This window comes from Fibrobacter sp. UWB10 (assembly GCF_900182935.1).
Taxonomy (GTDB): Bacteria; Fibrobacterota; Fibrobacteria; order Fibrobacterales; family Fibrobacteraceae; genus Fibrobacter; species Fibrobacter succinogenes_O.
Map to the genome: position 1 here is coordinate 198722 of NZ_FXUE01000005.1, position 18447 is coordinate 217168.

Sequence of the window (18447 nt, forward strand, 5' to 3'; positions counted from 1 at the left end):
TACAGCAAATATTTACAATCATCAACCCCTGGAAAAAAGAAATAAACGTTTTCAAAAGTCTTTTTTACATATGCACCATAAAATCGTATATATCGTCAATCCACCCTTTCCCAAATAACCTTTTCTTCAATACAAACAAAGACTTCACTCCGTCCATCTTGATAGTTTTTCCTATAAGAACAAGCAACGGACTTTCAAAATGCGGTCTGCAACGAGCAACATGCATAGCAAAACCGAAATAAACTAATGCAAAGGCAACAATCCTTGGTTTCGGCCTGCACTCAAGGATGGTAAAAAATCAGATTACGTATTCGCTTTCATTTGAAGAAAATCCGCGCAAACCATCGCGCAGTAAGTTTGCAAGGGTTCTGATTTCGCAGTCTGTATTTTTACAAACCGATTTCATCAAACCAATTTGCCATAATTATCGCATTTTTCGCAACCAACTACAAATGATTCGTTGTACCTACGAATCGAAAGACCCCCTCCACACTTTTGACATTTAAAATTTATCTTTTTCGCGGAGCCACATCCTTTGCAAACCAGTTCATAACATTTCAAAGAACTATTGTAAGCAATCGAATAAACCTGGCCACAAGCATCACACTTCGGAACATTTACACACTCAATCTCCCGATAAACAGGCTTCACATGATGTAAACCAACTATATACCGTATAGTCTTTTCCAAATCTTCTTCAGGTAGAATATAAGTCGGATCTCGATTCAACAAAACATTTTTAATCGTATCACGATTTTTATAAGTCTCATTTATTTCAAGAATTCTATTCGGAATTAAATCCGCTTTTAAAACATTTTTGCAATAATCTCCACTATTTGGAGGGTAATCAATTATTCCCGAATCAGAAATGGCAACAAGAGTATGAATTGGCATAGTCAAGAATCCACCCTGCTTATTCAACCATTTTTGTCTCAAGTTCTCACGATTATCTTGAAGAAGCTTTCGCAAAGCATCTCCCTGCATTTCCGCTTGCATCATAGGACTCTTTGTCCCAATCCATTTTTGTTCCTTTTGTTCAAAGACGCTCCACTGCAGATTTTCATCAAATTTCAAATGAGTATTACAGGTTTTTGATTCTATTACAATAAAACAGTATTTTGTCACGACAAGATGATCTATTTGAAAATATCCCTTGTCATTAACAGTTTTTATATAGAGATTGTTTAAAACATAAATTTCCTGATTGTCAAAAAATTTCCTTTGTAAATAAAAGGCCATCTGTTTTTCCGATTTATAGCCTTTTTTTGAACGACAATCCAAAAACTCATCATTTACAAGATTTTCAAGTTCCTTGACAATCATTTAGTTCATCCATTTACAACTTTGCCACGCACAATCGCAAAAAAAACGTTCTCAGTTGAGATTTTCCTTACAGACATTGCTTTATACCCCGAAATCTAATAAAATTATCAAAATTCCGCAACCATCCCCCTCCCAACATATTTTCTATATTTACGCCCGTTTTTAAAGGAGCGTAAATATGTCCTTTATTCAAGACCTTAAAGAAAAAGTGTTGGGCGGCTACGAGATTACCCGCGAAGAGGCAGTCCAGCTTTTGAGCGAAGACTTGCAGGAACTCTGCGATGCAGCCAACGAAATTCGCGAAAAATTTCACGGCAACGATTTTGACTTTTGCTCTATCGTGAATGCACGCAGCGGGCGTTGCTCTGAAAACTGCAAGTACTGCGCCCAGAGCAGCTACTACCACACCGGAGCCCCCGAATACAAGCTCCTCAGCGCCGACGAAATTGTTGAAGACGCCAAGAAGAAAGAAGCCGCAGGTATTCCGCGTTACTCCATCGTGACCTCGGGCCGCACGCTTTCAAACCGCGATGTAGAACAGATTAGCGAAGCCATTCGCCGCCTCAAGAAAGAAACCAAGCTTTCCGTATGCCTTTCGGCAGGGCTCTTGAACAGAGAACAGTTCGACAAGTTGAAAGAAGCAGGCCTCACCCGCTTCCACAACAACCTGGAAACTTACCGCAGGCACTTCCCCGACGTGTGCACCACGCATACCTACGATGACAAGATCGGCGCACTGCAAAACGCCCTTGCCGCAGGTCTCGAAATCTGCAGCGGCGGCATCATGGGCCTCGGCGAAACCATGGAAGACCGTATCGACATGTGCTTGGACCTCCGCAAACTCGGCGTCAAGTCCACGCCGGTGAACGTGCTGAACGCCATCCCGGGCACGCCCTACGAGAATCTTCCGAAGCTCACGAACGACGAATTCTGCCGCATCGTAGCCATTTACAGATTCATCAACCCGAAGGCATTCATCCGCCTCGCTGGCGGCCGCGGCGTTCTCGGCGACGACGGCAAACGCGCTTTCAAGAGCGGCGCCAACGCAGCCATCACCGACGACATGCTCACCACAGCAGGCGTCAACAGCTGCAAGGACTTCGAGCTCGTTAAAGGCCTCGGCTTTACCCCGCACGGGTTTATCGGCTAATATATTCCAACTTGGAATATCGAAAACAAAGAAAATCGTACCACTTTAGAAATAAAGTGGTATATTAATGATTGAGCCCTTCTGGTGGATAAGAAGCGCCGGCATCGCAGCCGTTCCAGTCAGCAATCGCGAGCCGCAAGTCTCTAGACGAGACAGACCCACCAGAGCGGCTTTTTTTATTTTATCTTGAAAATTCGACCGACAGAATTGTCGACCGCAAGCTTGAACACAAGCGCCACCACAAAAGTCGTAAAGAACACGGCAAGTGCATAGCCGCCGTAATACCCGGCCGCCGTCAAGAACGTTTCAGACCCGCTGAACGTCTGCACGAGCGAATTGCGCCAAGCGCCGGTTTCGTTAATGACAAGCTGGTGGAACAGGTAAATGGCGAAGGTGCAAGAACCAAAGAAATTAATTACCAAGGCAAGCTTACCCTCTTTTTTGACAAGTGAGCCAATGGCATAAACCAGCAGGAACATTCCCACCGCCGTCACAAAGCAAGGCGTACATTGAAGCCAGCGGAAACGGTTATTGCCGTAGTTGTACTGTTCGAACATGTAAATCTGCGCGCCAAATTTGACCATAAAGCCAGCAAGATACAGGCCCGCGCCCACGGCGGCAAGCTTTAAACGCTGCGGCATCTGCTGAAGATCAAACTTCTTGACCCATAAAGAAAGCTCGTAGCCCAGAATCAAGAATATGGTGCAATAGCCCCACAGGTATTTTTCGATATCGAGCATGCTCATTCTAAAGAAATACTGCACATCGGCAATCACGGCACCACCCACCGCAACTGCAAGCAACAAGCGGCGCAGTTTGTTCTTTTCGGGCGAATCTTGGCAAATAAAAGCAAGCATCGGGAAAAAGAAAACAAAAGACATGTAGGTACAAATGTACCACAGATGGTCACCAGGCGAAAGCCTGAATACAAAGCGCCCGAGATAATCCCAATCGGCATCGGCAAGCGACGGCACCGACTGCGCAAAATAGCGGTAAATAATGCTGATTAGAATAAACAGGATTGTCGGGATGTAAATGGTTTTCGCAAACGATTTTAATTTGTACTTGAAAGTCGCCGCAATATCAGAATCCTGCTTGACGCGGCCAAAAAAGAAAAATCCTGTCACCAGCAAGAACAGCGGAACATCGTCGGCAATCATCGTAGAAATCGCGAGCCGCCCCTTCACAAGCGTTTCACCAAACGAAACTCCAAGCTGACTATGCGCCATAATCACAAGCAATATGGCAACAATCCGGACCAATTCTATCGAAGGATTCTTTTTTTTCATATTAATTCATTCAGCAAGATTAGGTATAAAAGATAATCAATCGCTAAAGTAGCCGCGTAAACTGTAAATCAAGTTGACAGAAATTCGGCCGTCTTCGATCCAATCATCATCTAAGCCCCAGTCATAGCGCACCATCAGGGACAGCCAATGTGCCTTGGACTTAGACGCCAACAGATTGTACCCGATATCGCCGCCCAGATACCAGCCTTCAAAATCCCTATCATGGCCCCATCCCCAGACAACATCGACGAACAAGCCCTTGCTCTGCGAAAACCGGTGCATAGATTCAAACGCCCACCTCGATTTTGTTTCTCCAAAGGATCCCGCATAATCCAAGCCCACACTCCAAGAATGATAGGGCAAAAATCCCCACACATAGTCGATACGCAAATTCGGATACCAGTTACCATAAAGGTCCTTGGCGCCCATCGCCACATCTATTCCGTTGTATTCAGAAAGATAACACAGAAGGTCCCAGACAAAACCAGCAAAGAAACCATCAATGGATTTTGCAGATGCTGTCGCACGACACCTCGACTCATGGGTATTTGCATAATCTTTTACTTCGACATCGGGGCTCTCGGACCACACATCCGGATTCATCACCTGGCTGGTTAACGACAAGAAAATGACTTCCAAATCTTCGCCCGGCATGAATTTTTTATGCGCACCCTTGACGACCTTGGAACCTTCCACGCGAACCATTCCCAGCCAATAGGCATCTTTCAACTTCACTAGGTACATCTGGAGTCTGACGGGACTCTTCTCAGAAAGTTTGTATCCAAGTACACCAAGAGCCTTTTGCGTATTCCGGCTCGCAAGATTCGCCATTTTGTCGTCAGCACCAATGAACTCGGAGTCCATAAAAAACACTTCGTGCTGTCTTTCACTTTCGTAAACTTGGGAGGCATATCCGAAAGATTTCGAAAGCATCGATTCCACAGCTTCGTCGGCGTCATCCATATTCGCGATTACAACAGAATCTTCTTCAATCTGACCGTTTTGAAGAATCATTTTCATCTGTATGGTACGCTTCGCCGGTCCAGTTGCAGAGAAAGAAACCCCAAAGTTCTTGTTTTTCTCACTAGGAACATGCCCTAATTCCGCCAAATAGACCGTCGCCATTGCCCGGAGTTTTTTCGCCGAAAGGTCCCACGAGCCGTCGGCATCCCCTTCAATAACTTGAACATCCGCAGCACCTGCGAATACAACAAAGAACGCAAACAAAATAAAAGTACGGGCAATCAACGACATGGTGCAAAAATACAAAAAGGACTGCATCGCTGCAGTCCTTTATAATTGCGTTAACACGCTCTCAAGAAATTACACCTCTTCAATAGAAGCGTGGTACTCTTGGAGAGACTTCACGGCGCCGTGGCCGTTGCGGGCGGCGGCGATGCCCTTGACGGTGTTGTAGGCACCGGCGAGGGTCGTGATGTAAGGCACCTTGTACTTGATGGCGGCCTTACGGATAGCGCTTTCGTCCTTGATGGCGTCGCGCTTTGCCCACGGCGTATTGATGATGAGGTTCACCTGCTTGTTCAGGATGACATCGAGAACGTTCGGGCGGCCTTCAGCAATCTTGTTCACCACTTCGCACTTGACACCGGCGGCTTCGTAGAACTTGGCGGTGCCTTCGGTAGCGTAAATCTTGAAGCCGAGTTTCTGGAATTCCTTGCCGATTTCGATGGCCTGTTCAGACAAGTTAACCTTGTCGGAAAGGCTGATCAGCACGGCACCTTCGTTCGGGAGGAAGGAACCTGCGGCTTCCTGGCTCTTGTAGTAAGCGAGGGCATAGTCGTCGGAGAGACCGAGCACTTCGCCCGTGGAGCGCATTTCGGGGCCGAGAACCGGGTCCACCTTCGGGAACTTGTCGAACGGGAACACAGCTTCCTTGGCACCGTGGTGGTTGAACTTCTTGTCCTTGAGCTTGAGGTCTTCGAGCTTGGCACCGAGCATCAGGCGGGTTGCGAGGCGGGCCATCTGGGTGTTACAGACCTTGGAGACCAGCGGCACCGTGCGGGATGCGCGCGGGTTGGCTTCGAGGACGAACACCTTGCCGTCTTCGATAGCGTACTGCATGTTCATGAGGCCGCAAACGTGGAGGGCTTCGGCAATCTTGCGGGTATAATCCTTGATGGTTGCCAAGTTTTCCTTAGTGATGGTCACCGGCGGGATGATGCAGGCGGAGTCACCGGAGTGGACACCGGCAAGTTCCACGTGTTCCATCACGGACGGGATGTAAACGTGTTCGCCGTCAGAGAGGGCGTCGGCTTCGCATTCCAAAGCGTTGTGGAGGAAGCGGTCGATGAGGAGCGGACGATCCGGGGTCACGCCAACAGCCTTCGCCACGTATTCGCGGAGCATGTTTTCGTCGTAGATGACTTCCATGCCGCGGCCGCCGAGAACGAAGCTCGGGCGGATCATCACCGGATAGCCACCGATCTGCTTGACGCAAGCGAGGGCTTCGTCGATGTTCGTGGCCATGCCGCTTTCCGGCATCGGGATGCCGAGCTGGTCCATCATCTTGCGGAACAAGTCGCGGTCTTCGGCGATGTCGATGGAGTCGATGCTCGTACCGAGAATCTTCACGCCTTCGTCGGAGAGGGCGCGGGCGATGTTCAGCGGGGTCTGGCCACCGAACTGCACGATCACGCCAGCCGGCTTTTCCTTGTGGTAAATCTGGAGCACGTCTTCAAGGCTGACCGGTTCGAAGTACAGCTTGTCGCTGGTATCGTAGTCGGTAGAAACCGTTTCAGGGTTGCAGTTCACCATGATGGTTTCGTAACCCATTTCGCGGAGAGCCATGGCAGCGTGGCAGCAGCAGTAGTCGAATTCGATACCCTGGCCGATTCTGTTCGGGCCACCGCCGAGGATCATGATCTTCTTCGGGTTGTTGGAAGCGGTAGATTCGTCCTTGCAGTTGTAGGTGCTATAGTAGTAGTACTGGTCCTTCACGCCGCTCACCGGCACTGCGCACCAGCCTTCGACCACGCCGAGTTCGGTACGCTTCTTGCGCACGTCCTTTTCGCGGATGCCGAGGATCTTCGCGATGTACTTGTCGCTGAAGCCGTCCTTCTTGGCCTTGATGAGGAGTTCGTCAGCAGGCAGGCGGCCCGGAGTCTTGAGCATTTCTTCTTCGAGTTCCACGAGTTCGCGCATCTGCTGCACGAAGTAGGCCTTCTCGTAGGTGGCGGCGAAGATTTCTTCGTCGGTAGCGCCCTTACGGATGGCTTCGTACATCTGGAAGTGGCGTTCGGAAGAAGCGGTCTTCATCATTTCAAGGAGTTCTTCCTTGCTCTTCTTGTTGAAGTCCTTGGCAAAGCCGAGGCCGGAGCGACCGTTTTCGAGGCCGCGGATAGCCTTCTGGAGGGTTTCCTTGTAAGTCTTGCCGATAGCCATGACTTCGCCCACGGCCTTCATCTGGGTGCCGAGGCAGTCATCGACGCCGCGGAACTTTTCGAATGCCCAGCGGGCGAACTTGAGCACCACGTAGTCACCGCTCGGGGTGTACTTTTCGAGGCTTCCATCGCGCCAGTACGGAATCTGATCGAGGGTGAGGCCTGCAGCGAGCTTTGCAGAAATGAGGGCGATCGGGAAGCCGGTAGCCTTGGAAGCAAGAGCGGAGGAGCGGCTGGTACGCGGGTTGATTTCGATAATCACCACGCGGCCGGTCTTCGGGTCGTGAGCGAACTGCACGTTGGTACCGCCAATCACGCCGATAGATTCCACAATCTTGAAGGCCTTTTCCTTCAGTTCTTCTTCGAGCTTCTTGTCGATGGTGAGGAACGGAGCAGCGCAGAAGGAGTCGCCGGTATGCACGCCCACCGGGTCGATGTTTTCGATGAAGCAGATGGCAATCATCTGGTTCTTGGAATCGCGAACCACTTCAACTTCCAGCTCTTCCCAACCGAGGATGGATTCTTCGATGAGGCACTGGTGCGTCATGGAGAGTTCAAGACCGTTACTGCAAATGGTGCGGAGTTCTTCCACGTTGTAGCAGAAACCGCCGCCTGCACCACCCATGGTGTATGCCGGGCGAACCACGACCGGGTAGCCGATTTCAGCCACGATCTTTTCGGCTTCTTCCACAGAGTGGCAAATGCCGGAGCGCGGGGTGTCGATACCGAGCTTCTGCATGGTTTCCTTGAAGATTTCACGGTCTTCGCCGCGTTCGATAGCGTCGAGGTTCACACCGATGACCTTCACGCCGTACTTATCCAGCACGCCGGCCTTGCTGAGTGCAGAGGCGAGGTTCAGGCCAGTCTGACCGCCCAAGTTCGGGAGGAGTGCCTGCGGGCGTTCCTTTTCGATAATCTGGGTGAGGCGGGCGACGTTCAGCGGTTCGATGTAGGTGGCATCGGCCATGACCGGGTCGGTCATGATGGTAGCCGGGTTAGAGTTCACGAGCACAATCTTGTAACCCTGTTCGCGCAGGGCCTTGCAAGCCTGGGTGCCGGAATAGTCGAATTCGCAAGCCTGACCGATCACGATCGGGCCAGAACCGATGATAAGGACTTTGTCGATGCCTTCAATCTTCATTTTGTTTTCTCCGTAAGACTAATAATTATTAAATCCAATAGATCCTTCGGCTTCGCCCTTCGGGCTGCGCTCAGGATGACATAAAAAAAACGCTGAACCAAACGGTTCAGCAACAATAAAATCAGAAAAACAATTAACCTTGGAAAAACCAATTGCGGTTGCGCAGTGGATTGCGCACTTTGCATTGCACGGGGGCAAGGGCATTGCAATATTTTGGTTCATCTTATCGTCTAGATTACACAAGGTTCAAACTTGCGCAAATATAGACAAAAAATGTAAGTTCTGCAATGGTAAAATCAAAAAATGTAAACCGTGCAGTGCAAAATCAGAAAAAACTATAAATCGTTATCGCTAGGCGTTCCCGTCTCAGCAGGTTCATCCTGGGGATCAACATCGTTACACACCGGAAGATTCGGATTTTCCAGGCAATCACTACGAGTTCCAGTTCCTTCTTCATATTCTGCACAGGCGATTACAGAAAAAAAAGAAAAAGCCAAAAGCAATTTAATAACATTTTTCATAGTACATTCTCGCTAATTAATTGACATTCAATAAGATAGAAAACAAAACGCAGTTGACAAAACTTAAAACTTAGATAAGCCCTTCAAAACACAAAAAAAAGCACCCGGGAGTCCCGAGTGCAAAAGCAAAATCGCTTTAAAGCAAAATTACTTCTTAGCAACCTTAGCCTTAGCAGCGTCAGCCTTAAGAGCAGCACCGGCCTTGAAGGACACGGTCTTGGAAGCCTTGATCTTGATGGTAGCACCAGTCTGCGGATTGCGGCCGGTACGTGCAGCGCGGGTCTTGACAGAGAAGGTGCCAAAGCCGATAAGCTGGACAGAAGCGTCCTTCTTCAAACCGGCGGCGATGCCATCGAGAACGGCGTCAACAGCGCGGCCAGCGGCAGCCTTGGATTCAATGCCTGCTTCCTTGTTAGCGAGGATGGCGTCGATGAGATCTTGCTTATTCATTTTATTAACTCCTTGAGTAGGTTAAGAATTTTATAGTGATATTATACTTTTTTTTTTGCGTCGCGGCACACTTTTTTTGAAAAATTTTTGAAAAATCCTTATAAAATCAAGCCTCGGGCGGTGGTTCGACTTCGGCCTCTACAATCGTGTCCGCTTTCTTCTGAATTTTGTCTAAGTACACAAGACACAGACAAGTGAATGGAATCGCAACAATCAAACCGAGGAATCCGAGGAGTTTTCCCCAGATAGAAAGCGACAAGAGAATGCCCACCGGCGGCAAGTTCATTGAAGAGCCCACAATCTTTGGCACCAAGAACATGTCTTCGATAATTTGTACAATCAGATAAACAACACTGACAAGCACCGCGACTTCCCAAAACGGCATGCCCTTATCGAGAGCGTAGACTACCGCTAGCAGTAGGGCTACAGGGATTGTCGCTAGTTGCAAGTACGGCACCATGTTCAAGGCGCCAGAGAACAGCCCAAAGGCGACTCCCATAGGCAGTCCGATGATTCCAAATCCGATTGCATACAAAATACCAACCGTCAGCGCGACCAAGGATTGTGCGCGGAAATAGCTGCCCATGAACATATCCATCTTCTTTCCAAAATCAGATGCACCTTCTTTATACCTTGTCGGAAATAGCTTCTTGATACCACCGCGAAGCTTAGGCATATCAAGCATGATGAACACGAGGTACATAAAAATCAAGATTGCACCAGAGAGCCATACAAACAAAGCAGACGTCTTGCTCAACACGTTCCATGCGCTCGGCAAGACCTTGCCCGCCACGGACTGCGCCGCATTCCAGAAGTCAAGGCTCTGCATGGCAGTCGCTACTTTGTCCCAAGAAATAAACGTCTTGATTTCTTGCCACAAGTTTTTAGGCACGAACATGGACAAACGATCTGCCCAAGTAGAATCGTTGAACAACTTTGGAATAAGTTCGCCCAGGTGCCTGATTTCGCCAACCACCATCGGCACGAAAATCCACACAGCTCCGCCCACCACAAGAATCATCAGCGTAAGCACTGCAACGACAGCGACAATACGGAACTTGACTTTACTCTGAATCTTGGTCACCAGCGGATCGAAAATGTACGCCACCAAGAACGCCGCAAAGAACGGAGCGAGCACGCCGCTCAAATAATTCAGCACCCAAAGCAGAATGCCGATACCAGCAGCCATAATCAAGACACGCATGACGCGGTCTACAGTCCAAATACGTTTCATTTTTTAGTCCTGAATTCCAGAGGTTTTACGCCATAAATTTTGGCGAAATCTTTTTCGAATGCGGCGGGATTCTTTTCGCCTACGGCAAGCGCGATTTCTGCAATCGAGCGGTCCGATTCTTTCAAGAGCTTGGCCGCATTCCCCATGCGAGATTTTAATTCGTTCAGTTTCTTTTCGCGGCTAGCGACGCAACCTGCGGAATTGCGAATCGTGAGCGAAACAAAGCCTGCATAAATCAACAGGAGCACCACGAGCGCCACAATCATGAGCGCTTTGAAGGTTCGATTTTCGCCCCAGAGTTTAATCGTACGCACCACGATTTCGTCGGGAATGCCGAGCATGGTTCCTTCGCCGTTCGTGATTTCAAAAAACATGCCGCGGTTCATGTAGCGTAGGCCATCGTCTTTGTCGAGGCCTTGCATGGCAAGCCACCATTCAGGCACTTTAAAATCGAGCATCGAAACGGAGGCGCGGCTCTTTTTGTCGCGAATAATCACAGGAGCTTGAGCCACCATCGGGCGGTAGCTTTGGTACACATTCTTTTTACTGTACACGGGGTCGTCATTCAAAATCTTGACGCCCACGCGCTGCATACGATTCGTTTCGACATCTATGACAAGCGAATCAAATTCCGAGAAGTCAAAGAATCCGTTTGCCGGACGGTTGTTGACCGAAAGCAAATTGATTCCGACACCTGCATACGGGTAAGCCATACCCGAGCGAATATTCACGCGAGCCGAAACCACAGAATCTTGCTTTGTAAGCTCTACAGTCGAAAAGCCACCCACGTTCGCGTCGGACACCGCATACACCTGGAATGTAGAGCCCGGGAACAGGATTTGTTCCGATGCGCTAAACTTGACAAACAGGCAAATCCAGACTGCAAGTAATACAGCCAGCGCAGCCGAAGCAATTATGATTTTTTTCATGCTTTAGGATCCGCCTTCTTGCTTTCGCTTTCCTTGTTGTACGAATGCGTGCGGCCAATCGCCACAATCATAAGCCCAAGCATCAAGAACATCACGACGCCAAAAGCAAAATTGCTCACGCCCTGTGCAGAGATTGCATAGAACTTGAGCGAGAATTTTTTGCCACGCGGGTGATTCCAGCCCGGAGCGATTTCGACGCGGGCAACCGTTTCTTGATGACGGCGGTTCAGTTTGCGGTCGATATGTTCGTCGTCGTACCAGAAGTCCGGCGTGTAGAACTGTTCGAACGGGAACGCAATACGCTGGCGGCCCTTGGTCAGCGGAATTTCTTTCATGAGCAGACGGAAGGTTCGCGGCTTCGTGATGTCGGTAACGTCGGGATCGAACGTCCAGACCTTCACCAAGATTTCATCGGTACCGCTAGATTCCAAATCCAAAATCAGCGAATCCACAAAAGTCCAGTTGCGATATTCCGCCTTCTCACCTTGACTGAGGTCAAACAAAAGTCCACACCAGGCGCTCTTGGTCGTATCGGCGCCAAGCGCACAGCTAAACGAAAGCGAAGAATCGGCCAAGGCAAACGTCACCTCAGACGAACCACCGTCGCCCTTGTCGTCGTATTCAAAGACAGAGGCGCCATCGTGCAACGGGAACACAGAATCGGTAAAGTGACGATCCGGCAAGGCAAAGTACACGCCCAGTATGACGGCGGCAATTGCCACTATTACAATGTAAGTCTTAGCCATTAGAATCTTCGGGTTCCAAAATGGGTTTCAAATGAAGGCTGTACTGCACCAAATCCAACGGATCTTCGTCAGGTTCCTTTTCACCAAACAGCTTATTAATCAGGGCATCGAGAGCACGGATAAAGAAGAAATGATGTTTCCCTTCTTTCGTAACCTGCTGGAACGGGTGTTCCAAAGTGCGCTTCAAGAGCGTGATGGTCATAGAAGGCGGCATGTGAAACATCTTGCAGCAAGTGGTAACCCTGCCGTCGTAACCGTAGTCCGGAAGTTTGCCGGCGACAAGCGGTTCACCGTGGTCAATGCAGCACGGATTTTCGCAAACCGGGTCTTGCACATTCTTGGCAAGCAATGCCTTGAGCCAGAGTTCACGGGACTTGTCAGTCAGGTCACTGCGAAAAGCCATGGTCTGGTCGCACGGGAAAAACGTTGAATAGCACTTCGGGCAAATACGCAAGTCCAAATGTTGGAACTTGATTTCTGCCACCTCTGATTTGCAATAAGGGCATGTACTCATGTACCCTAATATAATAACTATATTTGTGGCATGGCTAAAGTTGTACAGATTACCGCTGAAAATTTTGAAACCGAGGTCGCTCAGGCCTCTGAAACCCGCGCCGTAGCAGTCCTTTTCTCCTCTGCAGAATATCCTGACTGCGCGCCATATTCCCAATTGTTGGGCGCCCTTTCGACCAGCATGGACTTTACGCTTGGCGTTGTGAGTTGCGACGAACGCGAAAACATGCAACTGATTCAGGCATTCCGCGTGCGCTCGGTGCCCGAAGTTCACATTGTCGAAAAAGGTCAGATTGCAGACGTAATCCAGGGCGTGTTGCCCGAAGCAGACCTCAAGAAGCGTCTCGAAAAGTTCTTCGTGAGCGACGAAGCTCGTTTTCAGGCAGCCCTGGAAGACGCCATCGCCCAAAAGAATTTTGACCAGGCGCTCCCGATGCTCGACGAAGCACTCGCCAAGACCCCCGACGACAAGAAGCTGCAGCTCTTGTGGGCAAAGGCAAGCCTCGGCATGGGCGACACCGAAAAGGCAAAATCTGTACTCGCCAAGTTTACCGAAGCCGACGACCAGTACCGCGAAGCAAAATCGTTGCTGGAACTTCTCGATTTTCACGCCGAAGCCGCCAAGAAGGACATTCAGGGCAAAGAAGCGATCGTGTACCACGAAGCATGCAAGCTCGCCTGCAGCGAAGATTTTGAAAGTGCCTTGCAGGCATTCTTGAACTTGTACGTAGAAGCTCCGGAATGGAACGACGGCGCCGCGAAGAAGGCGATGCTTACTTTGTTCGGAGTTCTCGGCCCGAAGCACGAACTTACCTGGAAGTACCGCGCCAAACTCAACACGATGATGTTTATTTAAATCAGACGAGAGAACGGCTCTCCGAGCCTACAGACGAGAGACGAAAGATATTATATGGAATTAGACTTTAACCGCAGACTTTCGATTGCCCCGATGCTTGACTGCACCGACCGTCACGAACGATATTTTTTGCGGTTATTGTCCAAGCACATCTTGTTGTACAGCGAAATGGTCACGACCAACGCGCTGTTGCATACCGACCCGGACCAATTCTTGCGCCATCAGGAATTCGAATACCCCGCTGTTTTGCAGCTGGGCGGCAGCAATCCAGCCGATTTAGCCAAATGCAGCAAAATGGTCGAAGAATCCGGCTTTCAGGAAGTCAACCTGAATTGCGGCTGCCCTTCGGACCGAGTGCAGAACGGGAACTTTGGCGCATGCCTCATGAAAGACAAGAACCTAGTCGCCGACTGTTTTAAGGCCATGCAAGACGCCGTGAGCATTCCCGTGTCTATCAAGTGCCGTATCGGTGTCGACGAATTCGATTCTTGGGAATTTTTCCGCGACTTTATCGGCACCATTGCCGATGCCGGCTGCCGCGTGTTCATTGTTCACGCCCGCAAGGCATGGCTCAAAGGCCTGAGCCCCAAGGAAAACCGTGAAGTTCCGCCGCTGAACTACGATACGGTACACCGCCTCAAGGCAGAAATGCCGCAGTTGAACATTTCAATCAATGGCGGCATCAAGACGCTCGACCAGACGCTTGAACTGCTCCAAGATTTGGACGGCGTGATGGTCGGTCGCGAAGCCTACGAAAATCCATGGTTCCTGCGCGATGCCGATGAACGTATTTTCAACGACGCAAGCGCCGCCAAGCCCGAAAGCCGCAAGGCATTGCTTGAAGCCTACCTCCCCTATGTAGAGATGGAAGCCGCCAGCGGAACGCCCGCCACCATTTTGGTGCGCCACCTGTACGGCCTCTTTAACGGCAAGCCTGGCGCCCGCAAATACCGCCAGTACCTCGGCGAAAACGCCCCCAAAACAAAAAGCCCCGCGGAACTGATCCGCAGGGCAATGGACTTGGTTACTGAACCTTAGTCTTTTTGATTATTCAGCCACTTATTCGACAATCTTGGCGCTGAGTTCCTTCGTGTCGATGGAAGAAATCGTCGAACCATTCGTGAGAGAAATCTTGCGGATTTCAGCAGCGTTATACATAGCAACCCAAGCGGTGCTACCGTCAATCGCCACGATATCGTAGGGGTTTTCAGATTCGATGGCCTTTTGCCAAGCAACCTTCTTTGCGCTGGTATTCACCTTCGTAATGCTGCCCTTGCCCTTGCGGTCCATTACATACAGGCCACCATTGACTTCTACGATCTTCGTGTCGGTAGAGAACTGAATGCTTTCGTCGCTGATGTCTTCGCCATCAATCCAGTAAAGTTTACCGGCGTTAGCATAGTCGCTGATATAAACGAACACTTCGTGATTGATAACGGCAATACCAGCGGGCTGGTAACCCATTTCGTCGTCATAAAGGGCGGAGAGTTTCAGGCCGTTATAAGAATACGCCACCATCGGGGTCATAGCAAACGTGGTATAGTCAATGGAACCACGGTCGCCGATATAGAAGAGTTCACCCTTGGTGTCATAGTAAATGCCACCGCTGGCATCGACAACACCATCTATCCTCTTCACCGACTTGTCATTCAAATCAACTTCGGCAGCGGGAACATTCTGGTAAGCCTTGTAAACGGCAACAACAGCCTTGCCAGAAATCGGATCAACATCCATCATGTACACGCCACCGCCAAGCAGCGTACCGCTCACCCAAAGTTCAGACTTTTTCTTCTTCAGGTCAACCTTTTCGATACCGCGGTTTTCATCGGCGTCAATACCCCAAGAGGCATTGTATTCACCCTGCGTACCCACGAACACATTGCCATTCACAACCTTCACAACCTGCGGGTTCTTGGTCACAAGAGTAATGGTATCGAGAAGGGTACCGTCGCTCAACTTGTACATAGCGAGAAGACCCGGATCGTTGAAGATAGCGGTATATCCATCATCGCCAACTTCGTAGCGCTGGAACACGGCGAACAGCGTATCGCCAGAAACTTCCAGGTCGGCGGCAAACGGCGTATTAGCCAGGTAGGTCACCTTCGGTTCAACAGAGCTGCTGGATTCCGGTTCTGCAGAAGAACTAGATACCGGAGCTTCGGAACTGCTGGATTCTACCTTTTCGCTAGAACTGGACTTTTCGTCTTTCTTTTCGCTAGAGCTAGAGTTGTCATCCTTTGTGCTGGAGCTGGACTTGTCGTCCTTCTTTTCGCTGGAGCTGGACTTTTCATCCTTCTTTTCACTGGAGCTAGAAGTAGCCTTTTCAGAGCTGCTAGACTTTTCGTCTTTCTTGACAGAGCTGCTGGACTTGTTCTTGCTGGACTTGACAGAGCTAGAGCTCTTGGCGTCGTCAGAATCGCTGCTCAGGTCTTCGTCGTCCAGGCAGTTTTCGTTGTCCAAGCATTCAATGCCTGCCGAGGAACTGTTGTCGTCACCGCAAGCGCCCAAGTAGAACGCGAACGATAACGCCGCTAGTGTTGTGAGTATCTTTTTATTCATTATTGCTCCTTTCTGGCTTTACGCTATTTTAGCGCGGGGGCTAGAACCCCTGTATGATTGTGAACTTGTATTCCCTACCCGGAGTCGGATAAGGGGTAAAAATGTTTCGATATGTTTCGTCTGATATATTGTTGACCGCAAAAACGAGGCGTGTCTTATTCCACGGTTGCCAAGCAAGCGACGCATTGTAATGCGCCACTGGAGGCTGTCTCGTAAAGTTCATGCGGTCACTATAAATTCTTGACCTGTAATCCATCGAGAACGTGCTACTCAAATGCAGAGGCAAGAACACTGTACCTTCGGCATAGTAGCTGTGCACCGGTTCTCCCGGCAAAAGATTCCCGTTATAGGCCTTACTTAAGCCATCATCACGCGGGTCTTGAATGGTTGCTCGCAATACGGTCTGGAAAAAATCAACCGGACGACTATCCAATTCCAGTTCTACCCCGCGAATAACGGACTTGTCTACATTGAAAGCCTTCATCATATTGGTGCTAATCAACCAATAAATTCCGTTTTCGGCATGGGTTTCAAAGTATGTGGCACGGAATACAGAGCGCTGTTTCGGGGTAGACAGATAGAGCCCTGCCGCAAACTTCAACGCGGATTCATCTTTCAAAGTCGGATTCGAAAGCGTTCCCGGATACATGCCATAAAGTTCCATCAATTGCGGCTGTCTGTAGAAACGTCCGAACGAAGCACTTCCGCCAATCCACGAATCTTTTTTGCCCAATTTCGCCTGCACCATTCCGGCCCAGCTCAAATCACGCTCGGTCGCATCGCTTATCAGCGCCGCCCCTGTAGTCATCTGGAATCTGCCGCCATCAATATCATCAATCGACTTCAGCACATTGCCCTCGGCCAAAAGCGAGAACCACTGCGTAAAGGAATATTCCACATTGCCCGCCACAGAACCCGTATAACGATTCAGGCTGAAATCTTGCGCCGGTCCGCGCGCTTCCCAGAGTTCAGCACTTCCTGCCAATCTAAGGAAAGCCTCAAGATTTCCGCGGTACAAAGTTGCAGAAACCTCGGGCATCGCCCTATACCCTGCAAGGCCAAGTACCTTGAAATCTTGCGACAGGTAGCCGATTTTATCCAACGGATAATACGATTCCGACGAATTCTTTTCGAATCTTCCCGTAATGCCAGATTCAATCAGCAAGCAATCAAAATATTCGGGGAATTCCAAGCGGTACGAAAGTTGGCCCATGTCGCCCGTAAACTTTGCCACATTGGTCTGCAAGTCTTCGGTACCGGGATTGCCCGCTTCGGTGTGCATAATGTTTCCGGACAAAGTCGAGAAAAATCCACCGCTATGAAGCATGCGGTATTGAATGTTTCCGGAATACTCCGTGAATTCCGCATTTTTTCTTCTGTCCTTAAAATCGTCTTCGTCATTATAAAGCGTGCCGTTACGATTGTCAAATTCGTAATCGTTGTCGCTGTGGCGCATCGAAGCGGTTGCCGAGAACTGCACGCTGTCGGTCACACTTGCACTCACCTGGGCAGAGCCTTCGAACGTATTGTGCGAGCCAAAACTTGCAAAAACGCGACCGGTCGGCACGCGAGACGCCTTAATCGCACTTTTAGTCACAAAGTTGATAACGCCGCCGACACCCGAACCTCCATACTTAGCCGGAGTCCGGTCTTTGTAGACTTCGATTTTTTCAATATTGTTGAGGTCAATGGCGCCAAGGTCAGCAGCACCGCCGCCCGCATCGTTGAGCGGCATGCCATCAATGCAAATCAAGATGTTCCTTGCCGCAACGCCACGGATGCTCACCGTCTGAAAACTGCCCATGCCCCCCTGCGTATACCCCTGAATTCCCGAAAGCGACGACAGAATTTCTGTGGCAGACAAGCCACGGCCTTCCCAAGCGGAAGGGCTAATTTCCATATAGTCAGTGCCAGAAACAGCAACACCAGATACCGAAGGTGCTGTCACCTCGGTCGAACCAAGATCCTGTACAGGAGCGGACTCATCGACCGCCACGTCTTTTGACATGACCACGGTCTGTGCAAAGGGGGTTCCCCACGCACAACACAAAAACACCGCAACCATAGCGGCTTTGTAGAATGACGTCGTTCGCATCGTTCCTCAAAAAGCGTTTCCCACAGTTCTTCTGGCTCGGGGCTCAATCTACTTCCGGCTCCTTCACACCTTTGCAGGCATTGGTTCATGCCGGTTTCGTCCTCCCTTACAGCGGCGCGACCGCTCCCGGCTTTCACGGGATTCTCTCCTTGCAGGCCACCCAGTAGGGCTCCTGCATGGGCTTTTCAGGGCACAGGAAACTTTTCGCGTTCAAATATAGAAATATTTTTACAATTTGCT

Annotated in this window: 15 protein-coding genes and 1 riboswitch; of the genes, 3 read left to right on the forward strand and 12 right to left on the reverse strand. The window is 49.8% G+C overall.

Annotated features, from left to right (window positions below; genetic code table 11):
- Nucleotides 1-405: 405 nt before the first annotated feature.
- Complete coding sequence (locus QOL41_RS12300) at nucleotides 406-1323, reverse strand: nuclease-related domain-containing protein (protein WP_283429995.1); 918 nt, start codon at nucleotides 1321-1323, stop codon at nucleotides 406-408.
- A gap of 178 nt (nucleotides 1324-1501) precedes the next feature.
- On the opposite strand from QOL41_RS12300, the gene bioB reads away from it, so the two are divergent.
- Nucleotides 1502-2473 carry a biotin synthase BioB gene (gene bioB / locus QOL41_RS12305; RefSeq protein ID WP_283429996.1) on the forward strand — a complete coding sequence of 324 codons (972 nt, stop codon included), beginning with the start codon at nucleotides 1502-1504 and terminating at the stop codon, nucleotides 2471-2473.
- 176 nt (nucleotides 2474-2649) lie between these two features.
- Here bioB and QOL41_RS12310 read toward each other — a convergent pair whose 3' ends face one another.
- The 9 genes from QOL41_RS12310 to QOL41_RS12350 form a co-directional block, all read right to left on the reverse strand.
- A complete protein-coding gene (locus QOL41_RS12310; protein WP_283429997.1) occupies nucleotides 2650-3762 on the reverse strand; it encodes an acyltransferase in 1113 nt (370 codons plus the stop codon).
- A gap of 36 nt (nucleotides 3763-3798) precedes the next feature.
- Nucleotides 3799-5016, reverse strand: coding sequence for a hypothetical protein (locus QOL41_RS12315; protein ID WP_283429998.1), 1218 nt, complete (start codon nucleotides 5014-5016; stop codon nucleotides 3799-3801).
- 69 nt (nucleotides 5017-5085) lie between these two features.
- The gene (carB, locus tag QOL41_RS12320) at nucleotides 5086-8304 is read right to left on the reverse strand and encodes a carbamoyl-phosphate synthase large subunit (RefSeq protein WP_283429999.1); all 3219 of its coding nucleotides are present in this window, start codon (nucleotides 8302-8304) and stop codon (nucleotides 5086-5088) included.
- A gap of 335 nt (nucleotides 8305-8639) precedes the next feature.
- Complete coding sequence (locus QOL41_RS12325; protein ID WP_283430000.1) at nucleotides 8640-8825, reverse strand: hypothetical protein; 186 nt, start codon at nucleotides 8823-8825, stop codon at nucleotides 8640-8642.
- A gap of 147 nt (nucleotides 8826-8972) precedes the next feature.
- Entirely contained in the window at nucleotides 8973-9275 is a 303-nt protein-coding gene (locus tag QOL41_RS12330) for an HU family DNA-binding protein (RefSeq protein ID WP_173652729.1), read from the reverse strand.
- Nucleotides 9276-9381: 106 nt separating this feature from the next.
- Nucleotides 9382-10509 (reverse strand): AI-2E family transporter, encoded by a 1128-nt coding sequence (locus tag QOL41_RS12335; protein WP_283430001.1) that lies wholly within the window; start codon nucleotides 10507-10509, stop codon nucleotides 9382-9384.
- Nucleotides 10506-11438: a helix-turn-helix domain-containing protein gene (locus tag QOL41_RS12340; RefSeq protein WP_283430002.1), complete on the reverse strand. Its 933-nt coding sequence runs from the start codon at nucleotides 11436-11438 to the stop codon at nucleotides 10506-10508. Before QOL41_RS12340 ends, QOL41_RS12335 begins: the two co-directional genes overlap by 4 nt.
- Nucleotides 11435-12184, reverse strand: a complete 750-nt coding sequence (locus QOL41_RS12345; RefSeq protein ID WP_283430003.1) for a hypothetical protein — start codon at nucleotides 12182-12184, stop codon at nucleotides 11435-11437. Before QOL41_RS12345 ends, QOL41_RS12340 begins: the two co-directional genes overlap by 4 nt.
- On the reverse strand, nucleotides 12177-12698 hold the full coding sequence (locus tag QOL41_RS12350) for a hypothetical protein (RefSeq protein WP_283430004.1): 522 nt from the start codon (nucleotides 12696-12698) through the stop codon (nucleotides 12177-12179). The genes QOL41_RS12345 and QOL41_RS12350 overlap by 8 nt, the downstream gene beginning before the upstream one ends.
- A gap of 30 nt (nucleotides 12699-12728) precedes the next feature.
- Here QOL41_RS12350 and QOL41_RS12355 point away from each other — a divergent pair, with 30 nt between their 5' ends.
- Nucleotides 12729-13553, forward strand: a complete 825-nt coding sequence (locus QOL41_RS12355; RefSeq protein ID WP_283430005.1) for a tetratricopeptide repeat protein — start codon at nucleotides 12729-12731, stop codon at nucleotides 13551-13553.
- A gap of 54 nt (nucleotides 13554-13607) precedes the next feature.
- Nucleotides 13608-14591 (forward strand): tRNA dihydrouridine(20/20a) synthase DusA, encoded by a 984-nt coding sequence (gene dusA, locus QOL41_RS12360; protein ID WP_283430006.1) that lies wholly within the window; start codon nucleotides 13608-13610, stop codon nucleotides 14589-14591.
- 21 nt (nucleotides 14592-14612) lie between these two features.
- Here the strand turns inward: dusA and QOL41_RS12365 are convergent, their stop codons facing one another.
- Together QOL41_RS12365 and QOL41_RS12370 are read right to left on the reverse strand one after the other, a co-directional pair.
- Nucleotides 14613-16112, reverse strand: coding sequence for a hypothetical protein (locus QOL41_RS12365; RefSeq protein ID WP_283430007.1), 1500 nt, complete (start codon nucleotides 16110-16112; stop codon nucleotides 14613-14615).
- Between the two features lie 40 nt (nucleotides 16113-16152).
- Complete coding sequence (locus QOL41_RS12370) at nucleotides 16153-18207, reverse strand: TonB-dependent receptor (protein ID WP_283430008.1); 2055 nt, start codon at nucleotides 18205-18207, stop codon at nucleotides 16153-16155.
- Nucleotides 18208-18211: 4 nt separating this feature from the next.
- A riboswitch (cobalamin riboswitch) is annotated at nucleotides 18212-18404 on the reverse strand.
- Nucleotides 18405-18447: the final 43 nt, after the last annotated feature.

What these genes read in the sequence shown, in the direction of transcription:
- QOL41_RS12300 (WP_283429995.1), bottom strand. Translation starts at nt 1,323, where the DNA reads ATGATTGTCAAGGAACTTGAAAATCTTGTAAATGATGAGTTTTTGGAT.
- bioB (WP_283429996.1), top strand. Translation starts at nt 1,502, where the DNA reads ATGTCCTTTATTCAAGACCTTAAAGAAAAAGTGTTGGGCGGCTACGAG.
- QOL41_RS12310 (WP_283429997.1), bottom strand. Translation starts at nt 3,762, where the DNA reads ATGAAAAAAAAGAATCCTTCGATAGAATTGGTCCGGATTGTTGCCATA.
- QOL41_RS12315 (WP_283429998.1), bottom strand. Translation starts at nt 5,016, where the DNA reads ATGTCGTTGATTGCCCGTACTTTTATTTTGTTTGCGTTCTTTGTTGTA.
- carB (WP_283429999.1), bottom strand. Translation starts at nt 8,304, where the DNA reads ATGAAGATTGAAGGCATCGACAAAGTCCTTATCATCGGTTCTGGCCCG.
- QOL41_RS12325 (WP_283430000.1), bottom strand. Translation starts at nt 8,825, where the DNA reads ATGAAAAATGTTATTAAATTGCTTTTGGCTTTTTCTTTTTTTTCTGTA.
- QOL41_RS12330 (WP_173652729.1), bottom strand. Translation starts at nt 9,275, where the DNA reads ATGAATAAGCAAGATCTCATCGACGCCATCCTCGCTAACAAGGAAGCA.
- QOL41_RS12335 (WP_283430001.1), bottom strand. Translation starts at nt 10,509, where the DNA reads ATGAAACGTATTTGGACTGTAGACCGCGTCATGCGTGTCTTGATTATG.
- QOL41_RS12340 (WP_283430002.1), bottom strand. Translation starts at nt 11,438, where the DNA reads ATGAAAAAAATCATAATTGCTTCGGCTGCGCTGGCTGTATTACTTGCA.
- QOL41_RS12345 (WP_283430003.1), bottom strand. Translation starts at nt 12,184, where the DNA reads ATGGCTAAGACTTACATTGTAATAGTGGCAATTGCCGCCGTCATACTG.
- QOL41_RS12350 (WP_283430004.1), bottom strand. Translation starts at nt 12,698, where the DNA reads ATGAGTACATGCCCTTATTGCAAATCAGAGGTGGCAGAAATCAAGTTC.
- QOL41_RS12355 (WP_283430005.1), top strand. Translation starts at nt 12,729, where the DNA reads ATGGCTAAAGTTGTACAGATTACCGCTGAAAATTTTGAAACCGAGGTC.
- dusA (WP_283430006.1), top strand. Translation starts at nt 13,608, where the DNA reads ATGGAATTAGACTTTAACCGCAGACTTTCGATTGCCCCGATGCTTGAC.
- QOL41_RS12365 (WP_283430007.1), bottom strand. Translation starts at nt 16,112, where the DNA reads ATGAATAAAAAGATACTCACAACACTAGCGGCGTTATCGTTCGCGTTC.
- QOL41_RS12370 (WP_283430008.1), bottom strand. Translation starts at nt 18,207, where the DNA reads ATGCGAACGACGTCATTCTACAAAGCCGCTATGGTTGCGGTGTTTTTG.